14 protein-coding genes, 1 tRNA gene and 2 pseudogenes are annotated in these 20,627 nt (G+C 34.1%); 9 read left to right on the plus strand and 8 right to left on the minus strand.

What is annotated here, in order from left to right:
* Positions 1-105: 105 nt before the first annotated feature.
* Positions 106-1,509 carry a type III PLP-dependent enzyme domain-containing protein gene (locus tag EV142_RS15215; RefSeq protein WP_132036717.1) on the minus strand — a complete coding sequence of 468 codons (1,404 nt, stop codon included), beginning with the start codon at positions 1,507-1,509 and terminating at the stop codon, positions 106-108.
* 296 nt (positions 1,510-1,805) lie between these two features.
* A complete protein-coding gene (gene aroB / locus EV142_RS15220; RefSeq protein WP_132036718.1) occupies positions 1,806-2,873 on the minus strand; it encodes a 3-dehydroquinate synthase in 1,068 nt (355 codons plus the stop codon).
* 91 nt (positions 2,874-2,964) lie between these two features.
* On the opposite strand from aroB, the gene EV142_RS15225 reads away from it, so the two are divergent.
* Entirely contained in the window at positions 2,965-4,134 is a 1,170-nt protein-coding gene (locus EV142_RS15225; protein WP_132036719.1) for a proline dehydrogenase family protein, read from the plus strand.
* 141 nt (positions 4,135-4,275) lie between these two features.
* Here EV142_RS15225 and EV142_RS15230 read toward each other — a convergent pair whose 3' ends face one another.
* Entirely contained in the window at positions 4,276-5,589 is a 1,314-nt protein-coding gene (locus EV142_RS15230) for a porin family protein (protein ID WP_132036720.1), read from the minus strand.
* 37 nt (positions 5,590-5,626) lie between these two features.
* Positions 5,627-7,411 (minus strand): ABC transporter ATP-binding protein, encoded by a 1,785-nt coding sequence (locus EV142_RS15235; protein WP_132036721.1) that lies wholly within the window; start codon positions 7,409-7,411, stop codon positions 5,627-5,629.
* A gap of 264 nt (positions 7,412-7,675) precedes the next feature.
* Between EV142_RS15235 and EV142_RS15240 the strand changes: the two genes are divergently transcribed.
* Positions 7,676-7,750 (plus strand) — tRNA-Val (locus EV142_RS15240).
* Here EV142_RS15240 and EV142_RS15245 read toward each other — a convergent pair.
* The 4 genes and pseudogenes from EV142_RS15245 to EV142_RS24405 form a co-directional block, all read right to left on the minus strand.
* Entirely contained in the window at positions 7,741-9,264 is a 1,524-nt protein-coding gene (locus EV142_RS15245; RefSeq protein ID WP_132036722.1) for a recombinase family protein, read from the minus strand. The two genes, EV142_RS15240 and EV142_RS15245, sit on opposite strands and share 10 nt — an antisense overlap.
* Positions 9,248-9,403 (minus strand): hypothetical protein, encoded by a 156-nt coding sequence (locus tag EV142_RS24065; RefSeq protein WP_158286333.1) that lies wholly within the window; start codon positions 9,401-9,403, stop codon positions 9,248-9,250. Before EV142_RS24065 ends, EV142_RS15245 begins: the two co-directional genes overlap by 17 nt.
* A gap of 335 nt (positions 9,404-9,738) precedes the next feature.
* The gene (mobB, locus tag EV142_RS15250; protein WP_132036723.1) at positions 9,739-11,031 is read right to left on the minus strand and encodes a conjugal transfer protein MobB; all 1,293 of its coding nucleotides are present in this window, start codon (positions 11,029-11,031) and stop codon (positions 9,739-9,741) included.
* 4 nt (positions 11,032-11,035) lie between these two features.
* Positions 11,036-11,248: pseudogene (locus EV142_RS24405) on the minus strand (plasmid mobilization protein); the annotation flags it as partial.
* A 128-nt stretch (positions 11,249-11,376) separates the two neighbouring features.
* Between EV142_RS24405 and EV142_RS15260 the strand changes: the two are divergent.
* The 7 genes and pseudogenes from EV142_RS15260 (at position 11,377) to EV142_RS15295 (ending at position 20,624) form a co-directional block, all read left to right on the plus strand.
* On the plus strand, positions 11,377-11,784 hold the full coding sequence (locus EV142_RS15260; protein ID WP_132036724.1) for a 6-carboxytetrahydropterin synthase: 408 nt from the start codon (positions 11,377-11,379) through the stop codon (positions 11,782-11,784).
* Between the two features lie 62 nt (positions 11,785-11,846).
* Entirely contained in the window at positions 11,847-12,209 is a 363-nt protein-coding gene (locus EV142_RS15265) for a MerC family mercury resistance protein (RefSeq protein ID WP_132036725.1), read from the plus strand.
* Between the two features lie 29 nt (positions 12,210-12,238).
* A complete protein-coding gene (locus EV142_RS15270) occupies positions 12,239-13,048 on the plus strand; it encodes a 5'-nucleotidase, lipoprotein e(P4) family (RefSeq protein ID WP_132036726.1) in 810 nt (269 codons plus the stop codon).
* A gap of 164 nt (positions 13,049-13,212) precedes the next feature.
* Positions 13,213-14,448, plus strand: a complete 1,236-nt coding sequence (locus EV142_RS15275) for a GTP-binding protein (RefSeq protein WP_132036727.1) — start codon at positions 13,213-13,215, stop codon at positions 14,446-14,448.
* Positions 14,449-15,101: 653 nt separating this feature from the next.
* Positions 15,102-17,486: a TonB-dependent receptor gene (locus tag EV142_RS15285; RefSeq protein ID WP_132036729.1), complete on the plus strand. Its 2,385-nt coding sequence runs from the start codon at positions 15,102-15,104 to the stop codon at positions 17,484-17,486.
* Positions 17,487-17,546: 60 nt separating this feature from the next.
* Positions 17,547-18,170 carry a type 1 periplasmic binding fold superfamily protein gene (locus EV142_RS15290; RefSeq protein WP_194100242.1) on the plus strand — a complete coding sequence of 208 codons (624 nt, stop codon included), beginning with the start codon at positions 17,547-17,549 and terminating at the stop codon, positions 18,168-18,170.
* A gap of 190 nt (positions 18,171-18,360) precedes the next feature.
* Positions 18,361-20,624, plus strand: a pseudogene (locus EV142_RS15295) (TonB-dependent receptor).
* Positions 20,625-20,627 lie beyond the last annotated feature (3 nt).

Raw genomic sequence — 20,627 nt, forward strand, 5'->3', positions numbered from 1 at the left:
TTTTTTTTGTTTTTTTGTTTTTTTTGAATTAAAAGTTTAACCTTTTGGATGACACTGCAAATTAATAATTTTCCCGATATTAACTTTTATTTAGCAGGTTTATTTTTATACTTTTTTAGTATAGCCTAAAATCTTTAATACATCATCAGAAGTTTGCTGTTCTGAGAAAACTTCAGTAGCTAAAATTCCGTTTTCGTCACGATCTATTAAAATATGTTTAGGCTGTGGAATCAGACAGTGGTGTAAGCCTCCGTATCCTCCAATAGTTTCCTGATATGCACCAGTATTGAAGAAACCAATATACAACGGTTTCTCTTTGTTATATTTAGGCAAATAAATCGCGTTCATATTTTGTTCTGAATTGTAGTAATCATCACTATCACAAGTCAATCCACCCAATAAAACCCGCTCATAGGTATCATTCCAACGGTTTACCGCCAGCATAATAAAACGTTTGTTTATCGCCCATGTATCCGGCAAAGTAGTAATGAAAGAAGAATCAATCATGTTCCATTTCTCTCTGTCATTTTGTTGTTTCTGATACAAAATCTGATAGATAGCACCGCCGCTTTCACCTACTGTAAAAGATCCAAATTCCGTAAAGATATTTGGAACATCAACTTCGGCTTCATCACAGGCAATTTTAATCTGATTGATAATTTCATCAATCATGTATTGGTAGTCATATTCGAAAGCCAGTGAGTTTTTAATCGGGAAACCACCTCCAATGTTCAAACCATCAAGGGTAGGGCATTCCTTTTTAAGCGCAATATACACTTTGATACATTTTACCAATTCATTCCAGTAATAGGCCGTATCGTTTATTCCGGTATTGATGAAAAAGTGAAGCATTTTCAGCTCCAGCTTATCATTTTCCTGAATTTGTTTTTTATAAAAGGCAACTATATTTTTGTATCCAATACCTAATCTTGACGTATAAAACTCAAATTTAGGTTCTTCTTCAGCGGCAATACGGATTCCTATTTTGAATTTTCCTTTAATTTCTGCCTGTAGCAAATCAAGTTCTTCATAATTATCAATAATCGGAATTGTATTTTTATGTCCGTTATTGATTAATCTCGCAATGTTACTAATGTATTCGTCTCTTTTAAAACCGTTGCAAATCACATAAGTGCTTTTGTTGATTTTACCGTTTTCCAATAAGTTCTCTACGATATTAATGTCAAATGCAGATGAAGTTTCAACATGAATGTTGTTCTTGAATGCTTCATTCATTATATATTCAAAATGAGAACTTTTTGTACAATAGCAATAGTAATACTTTCCTTCGTACTTGTTTTTTTCCATCGATTTTCTGAACCAGGCTTTTGCCTTATTGATATTTTCAGAAATTTGAGGTAAGTATGTGAATTTTAATGGTGTACCGTATTGTTCCACTAATTTCATCAAATCGATATTGTGAAATTGTAAGTTGTCTTTATTTAATTTAAATTCCTCTTGTGGGAAGTAGTACGTTTGATTAATTAGATCAGAATATTTTGTATTCATTTATTTTTGAATATTTAAGATTGTAGTATTTATTTAGAAAACGGTGCTAAATCTTAAATTCAAACTCTGATATTGGCAAATACAATTTGCAGTTTTTCGTGTTCTGCTTTAGAATATAAAAAAACATCACAATAAAACGGACTTTTGCTATTATAAAAACGGTTCAGCATCCTTAGCAAGGAACTATTGAGCCTGTTTCTGTAAGAACTGAAATGTCTTTGTTTGTTGTTTGTTTTCATCGTGGCAAATGTAAAAAATAAAATACACCTAAAGCAATGCTTTTGATTAAAAAAAGTTTAAGATTTATAATCCTCAAACGCATCCAGAATCAATTTATTTTCAACGGATTGATTAATTTTGATTTTACCGATTCCTTCAATCAGGGCAAATTGAATTAAACCGTACTCGTTTTTTTTGTCGTGAATAAGCAATTCCAGGATCGGTTCAATATCATTTTCTTCGACCTGAACATCATCATATATGTTTTTGATTGCTGCTTTTATTTCAGCATATTCGGCTGCAGTAATTAAGTTTTTATGCAATGAAATATAACTTTCCAGAATCATTCCGATGGCAATTGCCTCGCCGTGCAGTAAAGTCTTTTTGGTTTCGCTTTCTAAAAAGTAACTTTCGATCGCATGCCCTAAGGTATGACCGAAATTCAGCGCTTTACGGATATTTTTTTCGGTTGGATCCTGAATAACAATTTCATTTTTAATTTCAACAGAGCGATAAATCAATTCATCAAAATCGGCATAATCAATTGATTTTAGGTCTAAAAACTGTCTCCAGTATGCGGCATCATAAATAAGGCCGTGTTTTAGCATTTCTGCCAGTCCTGAACGCATTTCGCTTTGCGATAAAGTCTCCAGATAATCCGTATCAATCAATACCATTTGCGGTACATTAATAACGCCAATCTGGTTTTTCAGATTTCCCAAATCTACTCCGGTTTTTCCTCCAACGGAAGCATCAACCATAGATAATAAGGTAGTCGGAATATTGATAAAGTCAACGCCGCGTTTGAAAGTAGAAGCCACAAATCCGCCTAGATCGGTCACAACACCGCCGCCCAGGTTAATTACAAGCGATTTTCTGTCGGCACCCAGTTCTGTCAGGACATTCCAGATTTCGATACAGGTTTCGATATTTTTATTGATTTCGCCCGATTCAAATTCGATTATTTCTATCGTTAAATCAGTTTCAAGTAAGGGCAAAAATTTAGGTAAGCAATGCTCATTTGTTTCATTATCAACTATAATAAACAAATTAGAGTATTTATTTTCTTTTAAATGTGTATTTAAAGCTTCGTATGCATTTTGGTTAAAATGCACCAGATAATTATTGGCCTGAATAGATTGCATATTTTTTTGGTTAATTGAAACCGCAAAATAAGGCTTTTTTAACTAGATAATATTGAAACTCTGTCTATATTTGCACAAAAAAATAACCTAAATGGAAAAAATATTCGACAATACTCAGGTTGCATTTTCGTTAAAAAGCGATACGGAACTTGACAGAGCTTATTTTCTTTTTAAAATGATCGACAGCGAACCCTTAGTGAGGATAGGAACTGCTGTTACTAATTTTGCTATTAAAGCACACTTACCAGTAGAAGGATTAATCCGTGCAACTGTTTTTGACCACTTTTGCGGTGGTATAAACGAAGACGATTGTATTACCGTAGTAGACAAAATGTTTACCAAAGGCGTTTCATCTGTTTTAGATTATTCAGTTGAAGGAAAAGAAGAAGAAGAGCAGTTTGATGCTGCTTTGGAAATGACATTAAAAACGATAGAATTTGCTAAAGAACGTTTAGCGATTCCGTTTGCAGTTTTTAAACCAACAGGTTTAGGTCGTTTTGAGCTGTATGAAAAGTTAGGCGAAAAACAAACATTATCTCCGGCAGAACAGGCAGAATGGGATAGAGTAGTAGCCCGTTTTGACAAGGTTTGCAGTGAAGCGCACAGCAAAGATGTTTCTTTATTGATTGATGGTGAAGAAAGCTGGATGCAGGATGCTGCTGACGATTTGGTTACCGATATGATGCGCAAATACAATAAAGAGAAAGCGATTGTTTTTAATACGTTACAAATGTACCGTTGGGATCGTTTGGATTATTTGAAAAAACTGCATGACGTTGCCAAAAAAGAAGGTTTCTTTATTGGAATGAAACTGGTTCGTGGCGCTTACATGGAAAAAGAAAACAAAAGAGCCGAAGAAAAGAACTATGTTTCTCCAATTTGTGTTTCTAAAGAAGCAACAGATGAAAACTATGATCATGCGGTACGTTATATGCTGGATCATTTAGATACCATGTCAATTTTTGCCGGAACTCATAACGAATTGAGTTCTTATAAATTGATGGAAATGATGCAGGAAAAAGGAATTGCCAAAAACGATAACAGAATCTGGTTCGGTCAATTATACGGAATGAGCGATAATATCAGCTACAACTTAGCCGAAAACGGTTATAACGACGCTAAATATTTACCTTTCGGCCCTGTAAAAGATGTTATGCCGTACCTGATCCGTCGTGCCGAGGAAAATACATCTGTGGCAGGTCAGACCAGTCGTGAATTATCGATGATTAAAGCAGAACGCAAAAGAAGAAAAGGAAAATAAAATACATTTACCAGACCCGACAGGTTTTTGAAACCTGTCGGGTTTAAAATTCCAAAAAATAAAAAAAAATCCAAATTCCAATCATAACAATTGGAATTTGGATTTTTTTTATTGGAATTTATAATTCCGTTTATTGGAATTTTAGAACGAAACCTGACATTGCAAAACTACTGTTCCCAGACGGTCACTTTGGGTATATTTCCCAACTAATGATTTGTCGTAGATAGCTCTGTTTTGGTAATTCAAACTAAATTTTGGTCCAAAAGTTCCGGTGGTGTAATAGTTTGCTCCAATTTCATACATCGTCATTGGAGTTTCTAAAGCATCCAAAGCTGCAATTTGGGTTGCTACATAAGGCTGAAAGCGTCCTTTTTTTGTTTCACTGGAAGATTTAGCAAATAAATACCCCAATTGGGCGTAATAGATATTTCCGGTTCCCACACCAATAAAACCAGCGCCTGAACCGTTTATAAGCGTATTATCGCCAACAGCAGGATTTGGCGTAGAAACAGACTGAATGTAGTTTTTACCGTAATCATTGTTGTTGTAAGAAGCATAGGCCGTGATTGCATCTCCTTTATCGCTAATCGGACTATCGTAGAACACATCAAATCCTAAAACTTTCATATCGTTATAAGCTACTGTAGCATCCGGTTTTAAATGCCACATCGCTTTTGCCTGCGTCATATAACCCAGTGCCAGGTTGAAAACCTTTTTGGTTCCCAGGTAAGTTCCTCTGTGATACGGATCTTCGATAGCTTCTTTGTCTAAAAAAGAATAGGTAAGAATCCCTGAATATTGGGCACGTGGGGTTTCTGTACTCAAAGTGGAATTAACACCCAGGTTGTTTACGTTATTTCTATACGGATTTGTTATGGCTGCCCTGTAATTAAATTTCCCTAAATATCCTTTGGCATAAATACTTAAATTTCTATTTCCAAAAGTAGAGGAGGTATTGATAAACTGCTGATACATTGGGGTATCTAATGTAAGTTGTGTCGCAGAGCTGTTGGCAGAGTATCTCGTTGTTCCTGCTCCCCAGGCTGTTAAGCCTCCGCCAATATGAAGTTTATCACTAAAATGATATTCTCCAATTGCATCCATAATAGAAAGCGGTGCATTGGAAGGACCCGAATTTTGCTGAAAATTGATATTATTCTGACCTAACTGAAGGTGAAAGAAAATATTCTCTGTCAGCATACCCATTGCTTGTAAACGCAAACGTCTGATGACAATGTCGTAGGTTTCATCAACTTCGTTTGTTCCGACTTTACTTCCCGGATTGAGTTCAGAATATCTTCCCCAAACCTGAAGGTTCATTCCAAATTTGATGTATTGCGAACCGTCCGGTTTTAGATTGATGACGTTAAAAGGTTTCTCCTGTCCGATGGCACAAAAAATGTTCAGCATTAGTAGTGCAGCCACTAAAATGCTTTTCTGCTTAGATTTTATCATTAAAAAGGCGTTTAAGTTATTTGAATTTTCGTTTTGATTAAGAGTTGCTAAACTGAAGATTGCTAAGGTTTTTGTAAATTCCGTTTTCAAGATTTATTAATTCCTGATGTGTACCTTCTTCCGTTATTTTTCCGTTGTCTAAAACTAAAATTTTATCTGCATTTCTAATAGTCGAAAGGCGGTGCGCAATAATAATGCTTGTTCTTCCTTCCATTAAAACTTCTAACGCTTCCTGAACTAATTTTTCGCTTTCACTGTCTAAGGATGAAGTCGCTTCATCTAAAATCAAAATACTTGGGTTTTTAAGCAAGGCTCTTGCAATAGCAATACGCTGACGCTGACCGCCGGATAATTTTACGCCGCGTTCTCCGACTACAGTTTCGAATTTCTCCGGGAAACCGTCTACAAAGTTAAAGGCATTGGCTTGTTTGGCAGCCTTGATGATTTCTTCATCTGTTGCATCCGGTTTTCCGTAAGCGATGTTTTCTTTGATCGTTCCTCCGAATAAAATCACATCCTGCGGAACGATACTCATATTGCCACGAAGATTTTCTAAATCATAATCGTAGATATCTTTTCCATCAATGGTAATTTCCCCTGATGTAATATCGTAGAAACGCAGTAGTAAGGATGAAATAGTAGATTTACCGGCACCACTCGGACCAACAATCGCAATTTTCTGACCAAATTCTGCGGTGAAATTTACATTTTTCAATACCTGGATTTCTTTTCTGGAAGGATAGGTAAAAGCGACATTTTTGAAGGAAACATTTCCTTTAATTTTCTCTGAAATCGCATTTTTATCTGAATTGATTTTCTCCGGAGTTTCATCCAGCAATTCAAATACTCTTTCTGTTGCTCCGATTGCTTTTTGAATCTGCGCATATAACTCGGCAATTCCTCCAAAAGAAGCTCCTACAAACGTAGAATACAAGACAAATGAAATCAATTGTCCAACACTCATTTCTCCGGCAATACTCAAACGAACCCCGTACCAAACCACGGCAACGATAGCTCCGAATAAGCAGAAAATAATAAATGAGGCAAAATAACCACGGTATTTTCCGCCTTTGATGGCCAGTTTTACCACCTCATTGATTTTACCTTTATAACGGGCCACTTCGTACCATTCGTTGGCAAACGCTTTTACAATACTGATGCCCTGCATGGTTTCTTCTACAATTACCTGACTTTCGGCCACCTGATCCTGTACCTGTTTGGAATATTTTCTGATAAAACGCCCAAAAATTACAGCGGCAATCGCAACTAACGGTACAACAGCCAGCATTAACAGCGTTAATTTTAAACTTTCAGTAGCCAGTAAAATAACGCCGCCAATAATTAATATGAATTGACGTAAAAATTCAGCAATGGTAGACGTTAAAGTATCCTGAATTTGAGTAATATCAGCACTAATACGACTGTTTAGTTCACCAACTCTTTTCTGGGAAAAGAAAGTCATGGGCAGTTTTACCAAATTAGTGTAGAGAGACAAGCGTAAGTTGGCTAAAGTGTTTTCTGTAAAATTGACAAACAAAGACAGTCTGAAAAAAGAACAGAAAGATTGTAAAAACAAAATTACAATTAATCCTAAAGCAATTCTGTTTGCCTGATCATTGTCTTTGTTTTTTACGCAGTCAATCAGCATTCCCATTAATTTAGGAAAGGCGAGGGCAGTGGCTCCGGTAAGTAAAAGGAAAACCAGACCAACATAAAATTTCCATTGGTGATTTCCTGCATATTTGAATATTATTTTTGCTTTGTTAAGAGAAGTAGCGGTAATTTTTGATTTTGGTAAATCGTTTTCCTGATATCTTGGCATCTGAATATAGTATTAAGGTATGCAAATGTATGATTATAGCCCCTCAATACAAAAGATAATTCTAAATTAGCTTTCGTGATTTAATATTTTAACTAAATCGGGGTAAAATGTATTTTTTATTTCTGAATTAAAAACCTCTAAAAGAGAGTAATAAAAAGAAACTGTAAAAAATATTTCATTTTTTTTCTAAATATGCTTGCAAATACAAATTCTAGCTGTATATTTGCACTCGCAATCACAAAATGATAGCAGCCTAATAAAATAGGGCGATTAGCTCAGCTGGTTCAGAGCACCTCGTTTACACCGAGGGGGTCGGGGGTTCGAACCCCTCATCGCCCACTTTGAGGGATACTTGAAAAAGTATCCCTCTTTTTTTGGTATATAAGGTATCCCTTTTCCTCCATTTTACTGGCATTATGCGATAACATATCCATCATTGTAGGTGTTCGATAGATACCATTTTCATAGTACAAGTTATTGTTGAACACCATGTTTACAAATTCTCTTTTCTGCAAAGTATCAGATTTTGTATAAACGTATCGCATATCGGATAACATATCAAGATTAGTATCTAAAACTTCGAAAACTTTCCCCTGATTAGCACTAAGTCTTTCAATTGCTGCTTCTAGGTTTAAAATTTGACCACTGTAAACTGGATACCATCTATCATAAGTGTCTTTGTTGATTTCGTCTTTGAACCACTTTTCTTCAACTGTATTCAGTTTTTGTTGTACTTCATCTAGTTCGTGCTTTTTCTCGACTGCTTTTTTCTTATTAACTTTCAGTTCAAGTTCAATCGTAGAATAACAATTATTTCTGATTCCTTTGATATTCATTTCAGAAATACTCATAAGATCACAAGCGTTTAAAAACTGTTCATGTGCCTTAATTGCACTTATATTATTGTGTTTGGAATGCTTGCATTTGTAGTAGTAAAAGTACTTACCTGATTTACTACGTGATGGAGCACCAGTCAGTGGAACTCCACAGTGACATTTCAAAACGCCTCTAAGTGGAATATCATCATCAACGACAACTTTTACTTTATCTTCTTTCTTCATTTTGCCTTGTACCATCTGCCAAGATGTTTTATCTATAATGGCTTCATGTATTGCAGGAAAAAGTCCTCCAGGCAAATCTTTAAAAGGTTCAACTCTGACAAGTCCTGCATAAACAGGATTTGCAAGTACGCGATCAACAGCCATATTGCCTTTTCTATCAAAGCCCAATTCATAAGCTTTCTCCTTGATTTTATACAAAGGCACATCCCGAAGAAACATATCATATAGAATGCGTACCACTTTTGCTTCTTCTTCGTTAATTTCAAGATGACGTTCTTTTCCTTCTCCTACTTTCCTATAACCAAAAGGTTTTTCTCTTGTCAAAAATCGTCCTTCTTTTGCTCGGGCGGTATATAGTCCACCTCGAACTTTTATACTTCTGTTGATATTATCTTCCTCAGCAAGTAGTAGTTGTAAACCTGCTCTGAAAAAACTTCCTGGTGTATCATAGTCGAAAGTGATTCCTTCTGTTACACTAACAATTTGAATACTATATTTCTTTTGAAATTGTTTGACCATATTCATGGCTTCACCTGCATCTCTACTAAAACGGTCGAGCTGATCCACAAGTAAATAATCTACGGATTTATAATGCTTGGCGATAAAAATTTGTAATTTTATAAAATCAGGACGATCAAAAGTTTTGGCACTTTTCCCCCTGTCTATAAAGGTATCGACCAATTGTATATTGTGATGTTGTATATATTGATCGGTATACAGTTCCTGCCTTTCAATTGAACCATTACTTTGTCCCAATTGACTAAATCTCAAATATCTAATCGCTCTCTTCATAAACTTGTTTTAATGTAATTGACACAATAATCTCAACCAATAAATTTACAAATTTTTCTTCTTTTTCTCTTTCTATCTCATCATAAATTTTTGAGATAATTTCTTCTTTTTCAGCTGTTTGCTTTTCTAAATTATCCATTTTTTACCTCCTTACTTTAATATAAATTTTCAAATACTTGTAATAGTACCCTTGAATTTATAAAATAGATTTAGTGTTTTCCCTCTGATAGTATTCAAAGGAAGTGTTTGTCATCACATGGCTTATTAAAGCCAATTTTTAAAACCGTTTTTTTATTAAATAAAGACACTCCCTTCCTTTGGTCGAGAAAGTCTTTATTTAACCAAAGCGGTAGTTGCAATTTGGCAGATAAACTCCTTTTCAATCCATATATCTACCAAAACGCAAGTCATTAACAGGAGGGTATTAGTACCCTCTTCTTAGAATCTTCTTTTTGTCTAAATCAATTAGCATTATTACCGTTTTCTTTGTTTTGTTTTTTTCTTAATCATTTTAGCAAATGCTTCTTCATCATAGTCTTGTCCTTGGTGGCTGGAAAACAATCCACCCAGGGCATTTATAAGTCCGTTTTCAAGTGTAACATTTTGAATGTTTTCTTTATCTAAAAAATTAAATAACTCGTGGGCTTGCCCTATATCAATTTTCTCTGATTGATCCCTTTTTGAATTAGACATATTTTCATGAGATGAGCATTGCAGTTTATCATCCTTATTCCAATATTCTTCAAAAACATTGGCGGAAAGATTTTTTCCAAATTGTGAACCGTTCCAAATGGTTTTAGAGGAATGGTCAATAAAAGTAATGCCGTAAATTCTTCCCTCTTTACTACGCCTAATGACTGTATCAATTCCTTGCTGTTGCAATCGGTTTATGAAAGTAATTTCATTTGTTGTTGCCTGCATGTTTTTTTCTATGGTTGTTTTTAAAGAAGCTTTGTCGGGATGATCCTTTAGGACGATTTTGGATTTTTCATAGTAGGATTGCAGGTGCGTATAACCTGCACTTTTTCCAAATAGAGAAGCTTTAAATGGACTACTGACTTTTTTTCCCTTGTCATTTAAGGCAAAATAGACCAATCCTTGCTTTGTGATACCGTTATATTCCCCCTTGACTTCTTCAACAGTAATATTCAATCGAGAAAGCAAAGCATTGTACGCTCCAAAACTTTGAAATTTATAATACTTGGGTAAATAACGCAGTACAGATGCCATTTGGCTTTTGATATCTCCAGACTTATAATCAACGGGGGTGAATGTAAAATGCTGCGAATTTTCTTTTTTATCAATCGCTGATATCAGATTATACTCTTTTTCCAATGATCTGCAGATGACCATCGAACGTCTTTTTTCAAATTGATCAGATATTTTTCTTCCCTCTTCATCCACACAAATTGAAACAATATGGATATGAGTGCGGTTAATATCGGTGTGTTTAAAAACCACAAAAGGTTGCTGTTCGTAACCCATTTGTTTCATATAATCCTGTGCTATACTGCTAAAATCAGCATCGCTTACGCTATCTTTTGGATCAGGATTAATTGATATATGGAGTACTGGTTTTTCTGTCTTGCGATTGGCTAATAGATACAATTCGAAAGAATTAGCCAACTGAGATACTGAATAACTACCATCGGGCGCTTCAATCATTTTTTGGGTAAACAAAACCTGTGCTTTCTCTTTTTCAACCTTATGATAATTATAATAAAGCGCACCCATTAAATTCTTACCCCTATCAATTATAGCTATCATTTTTTTATTCTTTTTTCAGATAGTTTGTTTCAAATTCCGCTGTAAGTTGGATTATTTTTTGAGATAATTGAACCAATTCAATAGTTTGCCTTTCGAGCTTGAATAGGTAAGCAGCCGCTTTCTTTTCTGAAAAATTATGGTACAATAGCTTTACTATTTGATTGTAATTTACCCCAACAGCCCTGAATTGCCCGAATAGAGCAGTCAGACGTGAGAAAGGTCAATTTTTGAGTACTACATTTTGGATTGATTTCAAAAACCAAAAATTAGAACTCAACTTTCATCCTATTGAGGGATTAGTCATAACCGAATACGAGGAGATTTTTGAATAAAAACCTATAAAAAATGAATATCACTGTTTGTAGAAAAGCCTACTTTAATGCTTGTCATAGAATGCACAACCCAAATTGGAGTGATGCTAAAAACAAATCCGTGTTTGGAGTTTGTAACAATGCTAATTACCACGGGCATAATTATGAACTTATCGTAAAATTAACAGGACAAATAAACCCTGAAACTGGTTACATTATGGATATGAAAATCTTGGCTGATTTAATAAAAGTAGAAATTGAAGATCGTTTTGACCATAAAAACCTCAATCTTGATTGTCCCGAATTTGCACATAAAATAGCCTCTACTGAAAATTTTGCTTTGGTTATTTTTTCGATTTTACAACCATTAATTCCAAAAGAACATCAAATGGCAATAACGCTTTTTGAGACCAATAAAAATTATGTAGAAATTAGAGAATAATTTTAATGCAACATAGTTGCGTTAATTAAAATAATCCTATATTTGCAACAAAAATCCATTAAATGAAAAATCCAGAAATAAACAAAAAAACAACTCCGTACGATATTCTAGGCATTTCGAGTGCCACATTATGTTTAATTCATTGTATCGTAATCCCATTACTTACTATAATTCCGTTTGGGTTAACAGATAATTATATTGTCGATCTTTTTTTTGCTTGCATTGGATTAATAGTAGTTTCAAAAATTTTAATGAGTGAAGCGACTAATACAGTCAAAATTATTCTAACCATATCTATATTTATAATTTTTGTAAGCATATTATTAGAAATTGCATTTGATATTGATTTCGGATTAATTTTATTTGGTGGAATTGGGATGATTATTGGTCATATTATAAATTTTAAATCGCATAAACATTCTTAAATAAAATTAATTTATTCTAAAATTAACAAATGAAAACAAAATTTAAAACTTATGCCACAGCAGTTCTTGTAATACTGCTTTTGTTTAGCTCCAAAGAAATAATTGCTCAAGATTCAGTAGTTTACAAGAGTGAAAGTCAAGTTACAGTATTTCCAGTTTTGTGGCAACAAACTTCTGCAGAATATAGAGCCTTGTGTTATCAAGCTTTTAATTTCGCGACTTTGCGATTGAATGAAATTCCGAAAAAGGAAATCAAAAAAGGAAATCTCGCTATTATCACCGATTTAGACGAAACGATACTAGACAATAGTTATGTGGGTGCTCAACTCATTAAAGAAAACAAACAAATGTCGGATGCCGAATGGAACCGATGGACAAATGCTTCAAAAACCACGGAAGTACCTGGAGCAGTTGCTTTTTTGCAAGAAGCCAGTAAAAAAGGAATCACTATTTTTTATATTTCCAATAGAGATACGGCTTCCGTAAAAACTACGCTAATCGATTTAAAAAACCTTCAATTACCTAATGCCGATGCGGAACATTGTCTTTTTAAAAGCAATACTTCATCTAAAGAAGTTCGTAGAATGGCAATCGAAAAAGAGTATAAAATTGTAATGCTCTTAGGCGACAATCTAAATGACTTTAAAAATACTTTCGAGAAAAAATCTATTGCCGATCGTTTTATAGCCACCGATGCAGAGCAAGAATTGTGGGGCAAAAAATTTATTGTGTTACCAAATGCTACATATGGAGAATGGGTTAGTACACTTTACAATCATGAGCATAAAAGTGATGAGGAAAAAGAAAAAATACGCAGAGAATTGTTGAAAGGGTATTGATTAGATAAGTCCAAGGTCGAAAGTAGTGAACTTTGAAAAGTTGGAAAATACCGATAGTTTTGAATTTAGAGTATTTTGTCCTCACTCCATTTGGCGCAAGCTAAAAAAGACTCCATAAACAGTGTAAAGTTTAATATTCTTAATCATTTAAACACCTAAAAAAATTGAAAAAACTCCCCGTTACCGTATTATCAGGTTTTCTTGGCGCAGGAAAAACCACTTTGCTCAACCATATTCTTCACAATAAAGAAGGATTAAAAGTTGCCGTGATCGTAAATGATATGAGCGAAGTAAACATTGACGCGCAATTAGTAAAAAACGAAATGACGCTCTCTCGCACTGAAGAAAAATTAGTCGAGATGAGCAACGGCTGCATTTGTTGCACGTTGCGTGAAGATTTGATGATTGAAGTAGAAAAACTCGCCAAGGAAAACCGTTTTGATTATTTGCTAATCGAAAGTACAGGAATTAGCGAACCCATTCCCGTGGCACAAACTTTTTCGTTCGTAAATGAAGATGAAAATATCGATTTATCTCGTTTTAGCTATGTCGATACAATGGTTACAGTGGTTGATGGATTCAACTTTTTTAAAGATTTTGGATCGGCACAAACGCTAGAAGATATAAAAGCAACAAACATTGAAAATGACAATCGAACCATTGTTAATCTTTTGGTTGATCAAGTAGAATTTGCCAATGTAATAATTTTGAATAAAACCGATTTAATCACAACATCAGAACTCGACATTTTAAAAGCTTCGATTAAAAAATTGAATCCACTTGCCAATATTATAACTTCCGAATATGGAAAAGTAGATTTGAGAGCCATAATCAACACCGGACTTTTTAATTTTGAAGAGGCCGAAGCCTCTGCAGGATGGATGAGAGAGTTAGAGGGCGAACACACACCTGAAACCGAAGAATACGGTATAACTAGTTTTGTATTTAGAGACCATCGCCCGTTTCATCCCAAGCGATTTTATCAATTTATTACGGATGCTTTCCCCCAAACAGTTATTAGAAGCAAGGGACTGTTTTGGATTGCCTCACGCCCAGCCGAAGCCATTAATTGGAGTCAGGCAGGCGGTTCTACAAAAGCCGAAGGAGCTGGCGCTTGGTGGGCAAGTATGCCTTTTGGAGAACGCATTAAATTTCAAAATTTTGTTGATTTTCAAAAAGTGATAGAGGAACGTTGGGATATTAATTTTGGAGACAGACTGAACGAATTGGTACTTATTGGCATCAAAATGAACGAAGCCGAAATTCGGGAACAACTTGAATTTTGCCTTTGTACCGCGGATGACATTATGGATTTACAAGGTGGATTTTTCCCGTCGAATGATTTGTTTCCAATTCCTAAACAGTTTGCAGAAAATCAAAATAGCGTTGCTTTTTTTTAAGAGTTATAAATGAATGTTGTGTTTAAAATTTTAGGTGTTTTTTTGTAAATCCTGTTGTTTGGTTAATATCAGGTGAAGTAACTCGTCTTTTGACGGGTTACTTTTTTTTAATTAAAATTATTACTTTGTATTTAAAGATAAGATCTGTATATTTGCAACATAATTGCATTTAAAAATGATATAAGAAGGACAACAACTAATCAGTTACCCAAAGTCAATCCAATATTGTATTGCATTATTCAAGAATGAAAAAAAAATATATCATAATCAATGTTCTTCTGTCACTAACAATATTGTTTTCAATATTGTTTCAGGCGCTACATTCTTATGAACATCATTCTGAATTAGTAGAGAGACATTGTAATCATCATTATTCCAAAGATAAAACGGAAGTGAGCCACAGCCATAGCATTTCTGAAAAATGTATGGTGTGCGATTTTAATTTTAGCTCTTTTACTACGGCTAATTTTTATGTGATTTCATTTCACAAAAACAGTCTAATTTTAAATACTCCCTTATTTTACTTTCAAAAACATTCTTCTTTCTTTAAAGGGTGTCTTTTTTCACTTCGCGCACCTCCATTATTTTAAAATATAAAAAAAAATCATTCTAACCATAGAATTATCCGCTTTTAAATATTTTAAATTATACTAATGTTGAAGAAAAATTTCGTGTTTTTCTGTCTTTTTCTTTTTTGCAATAGCAATTATGCGCAAAATTCAATAAGTGGAAAAATAATATGCCAAGAAAAAATTAGCTTCTCGGATGTCCATATTCATATTGATAAAAAAATCATTATCAGTGATGCATTTGGCAATTACGGTGCTAAAAATTTACCGAATGGGAATATAAAAATTAATATTTCCTATATTGGATATCAATCTATAGATACCATTTTAGAGTTAAAAAGCAATTTAGAACTTGATTTTAAATTAAAAAGATATACGACGCAACTTCATGAAGTCCTAATTCTTCAAAAAACAAATAGCAATATTAAATCGGTTCAGCAACAACAATTAAAAACAGCAACAATTGAAAAATACAGTAATCAATCTTTAGGCGATGCTTTAAAAGAAATCGCAGGAGTTTCAACTCTAAAGACAGGAAACTCAGTTGTAAAACCTATTATAAATGGCTTGTATGGAAGTAGAGTTCCTGTAATAAATAACAATGTGAAACTGGAAGATCAAGAGTGGGGATCCGAACACGCACCTAATATTGATGTAAATGCTTCTGACAAAATCATAGTGATCAAAGGATCTTCGGGCTTACAATACAGTGGCGATGCTATTGGCGGTTTGGTTATTTTAGAGCTTTTAAGTGTAAAAAAGGATACTTTATTTGGCAAAACAATCCTCAACTACGACACCAATGGCAAAGGTGGTTCTGTAACTTCAAGCATTCACAAAGGTAATAATGTCGGATTTAGTTGGAATGCATTGGGCACTTTCAAATATATGGGTGATAAAGAAGCTCCTGATTATGTGTTATCAAATACCGGAAACCGCAACGCCAATTTTACTGGAGATATTAAATACGCTGCAAAAAAATACAATACCTCTGTTTTTTACAGTTATTACAAAACTTTAATCGGAATATTGAGTGCTTCACATATAGGAAGTGTAAATGATTTGTACCATTCTATAACTGACAATCAACCTTCAGTAGTTAATGAATTTACTTATACGATTAAAAACCCGAAGCAAGATGTCGAACATCAGATTGCTAAATTTAACTTCAATTATTATTTCAATGAACTGGAGTCTATGTCATTTCAGTATGATTTTCAACAAAATAAAAGATTAGAGTATGATATTCGTCGTGGTAATTACAATAATACGGCCGCTTTAGACTTGGATTTAAAAACCAATTCTCTAAGCATAGATTACATCAAAAACGATCACGATTGGAATTTTAAATCAGGTATTCGAGCCTCGGCACAAAATAACTATGCCAATCCCGCAACAGGAATTCGTCCTTTAATTCCTAATTATGATAAAATTGATTTAGGGGTTTACGGAATTATAAGTCATCATTTTTCGGATACTTTTTTGATGGATGGCGGATTACGTTATGATTTTGCTAAAATCGATGCAACTAAATTTTACCAAAAGTCAAGGTGGGATGAAAGAGGGTATGATCCAGAATTTTCAGGGTTTATTGTTGGAGATTTTGCTTCACAATGGCTTACAGAACCTAGTTTTATTTATCATAACCTTTCGGCAAGTGTAGGTTTTCATAAAGAATTAGAAAACAATTTACATTTATACACTAATATCAGTTTTGCCTCTAGAAATCCAAATCCTTCGGAACTTTTTAGCGACGGTCTTCACCATTCTACTGGCGTAATAGAGTTGGGTGATTTAAATCTAAACAAAGAGCAATCAACTAAATTGTCTGTAACTCTTCAAAAAAAATACGATCGCTTTTCTTTTGAAATAAATCCTTACATTAATCGTATTCAGGATTATATCTTTTTGAAACCTGTCGGTTTTGAAACTACAATAAGAGGGGCTTTCCCCGTTTGGGAATACCACCAAACCAATGCTCGATTAATAGGGATAGACGTTCAGACACATTGGGACATCTCAAAGCAATGGCAACATCTTTTTTCATTAGGATATGTAAACGGGAAAGACATTAGCACTGATGAACCATTAATTGATATGCCACCGCTAAACATCAATAATAAAATACGCTTTTCTAAAAAAGAATGGAAAGATCTCATTCTGGAACTAAAAAGTGAAATAGTATTCAAGCAAAATAGGTATCCAGATAATAACTTTTACACCAATATTATCCAAGACGGAGCTTTTGTACCTGTTTTAGTAGATGTAAGTACGCCACCGCCAGCCTATCATTTAATGCATTTTTATTCGGAAATGAAATTTCAAACTTTCACAAAGGCGATCACAACAGTGGCATTTTCGGTTCAAAACATTTTAAATGTTTCATATAGAGATTATTTAAACCGCCAACGCTTTTTTGCGGACGAAATCGGTAGAAGCTTTCAGATTCAACTCAAATTCAATTATTAAAAACTTTATATAATGCAAACCAATTTTAACATTTATCAATTTAATTTAAACACAAACAAAATGAAAACAACAATTAAAAAATTCAACAATTCTGCAAGCAAACAACTAAAAATGGCTGCAATCGCTCTAGTGGCAACACTTGCGTTTTCCTCCTGTAGTAAAGATGACGAGACAGTCCCGGCACCAGTAAATGAGGAGGAATTAATCACGACTGTTACTGCCACTTACACTCCTGTTGGCGGAGGAACTGCTATTACTTTGAAATATAAAGATCTAGATGCAGAAGGCGCAAATCCTCCTGTAATTACTGTTTCTGGTACTTTTGAAAAGAACAAAACGTATAATGGTCTTGTAACTGTTTTGAATGAATCATCTAATCCAGTGGATGATATTACACTAGAAATTATTGAAGAAGGAGTAGACCACCAACTTTTCTACCAAAAAACAGGGACACTAAATGCTTTTTCTTATGCAACAGCACCTAGTAACTTTGATAAGAATGGTAAACCAGTTGGATTGCAATCTGTATTTACAACTACCGAAGCAGCTACTGGAAATTTAATTATCACTTTAAGACATGAACCAAATAAAAGTGGTGCTAACGTAAGTAATGGTGATATTACTAATGCGAGTGGGGCAACTGATTTTGAAGTTACTTTTCCGATTTCAGTTTCAAGTTTATAAAAAATTATAATTTATTTTGGATAAAGGCATACAGTTTTGTATGCCTTTTTTTAGATAATTTGCCTTCTGTTTTCCCTCTAATAACAACTGAAATGACATCATTTCACAAATCATTACAGATTTTATTTTATTAATCAAATATAATTTTTCGATTTGCCTAAAAAATAATTTTAATAAAATAAAAAAAACAATTACTCTGTTCTTATTAACGATAACTTGTGTTTGCTTTTCCCAAAATGAATCCTCAATTTCGGGCAAGATCACATTAGCAAATAGAGAAATATCCATAGGAACAGTCACATTATTAAAAACTAAATTTCAAACTCAATTGGATAGCTTAGGAAATTACCACTTCGCAAATATACCTTCTGGGGATTATCAAATTAGAGTGGTTTCCCTTGGATTAAAAACAGTTACTAAAAACGTACCTTTAAAACAAAATGAGCAATTAGCTCTTGATTTTGAATTAAAAGAAAACGAGAATGAATTAAATGAAGTTGTTGTTTCAGGAACATTAAAAGCAGTAAGACGACTGGAAAGCGCTGTTCCTGTTGAAGTGTACTCCACTGTTTTCTTTAAAAAAAATCCGACAGCTACTATTTATGAAGCCTTGCAGAATGTTAATGGTGTACGACCACAACTTAATTGTGGAGTTTGTAACACTGGTGATATTCACATTAACGGTTTAGAAAGCCCTTATACTTCTGTAATGATTGACGGAATGCTCATTGTGAGTAGTTTATCGACCGTTTATGGATTGTCTGGAATTCCAAATTCATTAGTAGAACGAATCGAAATCGTAAAAGGGCCCGCTTCTTCTTTATACGGAAGTGAAGCCGTGGGGGGGTTAATCAACATTATCACTAAAAGCCCAATAAATGCGCCTTTGTTTTCTGTAGATGTTTTCACGACTTCTTATTTAGAGACCAATGTAGATGTTGGTGCAAAATTTAATATTGCTAAAAGAGCAACTTCCTTATTAGGCTTAAATTATTACAATTACGGACAGACCATTGACAATGACAAGGATGGTTTTACCGATGTAACCGCTCAAAACAGGATTTCATTATTCAATAAATGGAATTTCACTCGACCACAAAACCGATTGTTTACCATTGCTGTTCGCGGACTGTACGAAGATCGTTGGGGAGATGATGTGCGTTGGGAAAAGAAATACCGTGGAGGCGATAAAATTTATGGAGAAAGTATTTATACCAAACGAGGCGAACTTATAGGAAGTTATCAATTGCCAAATACTGAAAAACTGATGCTTTCCTTCTCAGGAACGATGCATTTTCAAGACAGTCGTTACGGAACAACTTCTTATATTGCGAATCAGAAAATTGCTTTTGTTCAACTGACTTGGGACAAGAAAATCCACAATAATGATCTATTAGCTGGAATCGCTTCTCGTTATACCTATTATGATGATAACACACCAAGTACTGCCATTGCAACCGAAAACAATCCCGAAAAAACATGGCTCCCTGGGATTTTTCTTCAAGATGAAATCACTTTTAGCGATAAACATAAAATACTTTTAGGAATGCGATATGATTACAATTCCATTCACGGAAACATTTTTACACCAAGATTTGCTTATAAAGTAAAATTCAATGATAATAATATTCTTCGTCTAAATGCTGGAACTGGATTTAGAGTTGTCAATCTATTTACCGAAGACCACGCCGCACTAACAGGCTCTCGCGAAGTAGTTATTGCCAATAATCTAAACCCAGAAAAATCCATTAATGCCAATTTGAATTACATCATGAAAATCCATTTTGAAAATGGCGCATTCATAGGTATTGAAACATCCGCTTTTTACACCCGATTCAGTAACAAAATTGTATCCGATTATGAAACCGATCCCAACAAAATCATTTACGACAATATTGATGGTTATGCTTTGAGCCAAGGAATTAGCTGTAATACCGACATCAATTTTACTAATGGATTAAAATTCATCCTCGGTGCTACCTATATGGATGTTTCCAATGTAGAAAACGGAATCAAAACGAGACCTTTTTTGACCCAAAATTTTACTACAACTTGGAGCATATCGTATAAAATGAACCCAATAAATCTTTCCATTGATTATACTGGAAATCTTTACAGCCCAATGAAATTATCTTTGTTAAGCGATACCGATCCAAGAAATCCAAATTCGCCTTGGTACAGCATTCAAAATATTCAGTTTACTTTTTTAGGATGGAAGCATTTTGAAGTTTATGGTGGAATTAAGAACCTATTAAATTTACTCCCAAACAAAATAATCCGTTCTTGATTTCGAGAACCGAAGATCCATTTGATAAAAATGTACAATATGGCACCAATGGAAAAGTGCTCGTAACACCCGATAATCCGTATGGTTTGACTTTTGATACCACTTATGTTTACGGAGCCAATCAAGGGATTAGAGCATTTTTTGGATTGCGTTATACTTTGAAATAAATG

Origin of the sequence: Flavobacterium circumlabens (assembly GCF_004345565.1) — a bacterium.
GTDB classification, from domain to species: domain Bacteria; phylum Bacteroidota; class Bacteroidia; order Flavobacteriales; family Flavobacteriaceae; genus Flavobacterium; species Flavobacterium circumlabens.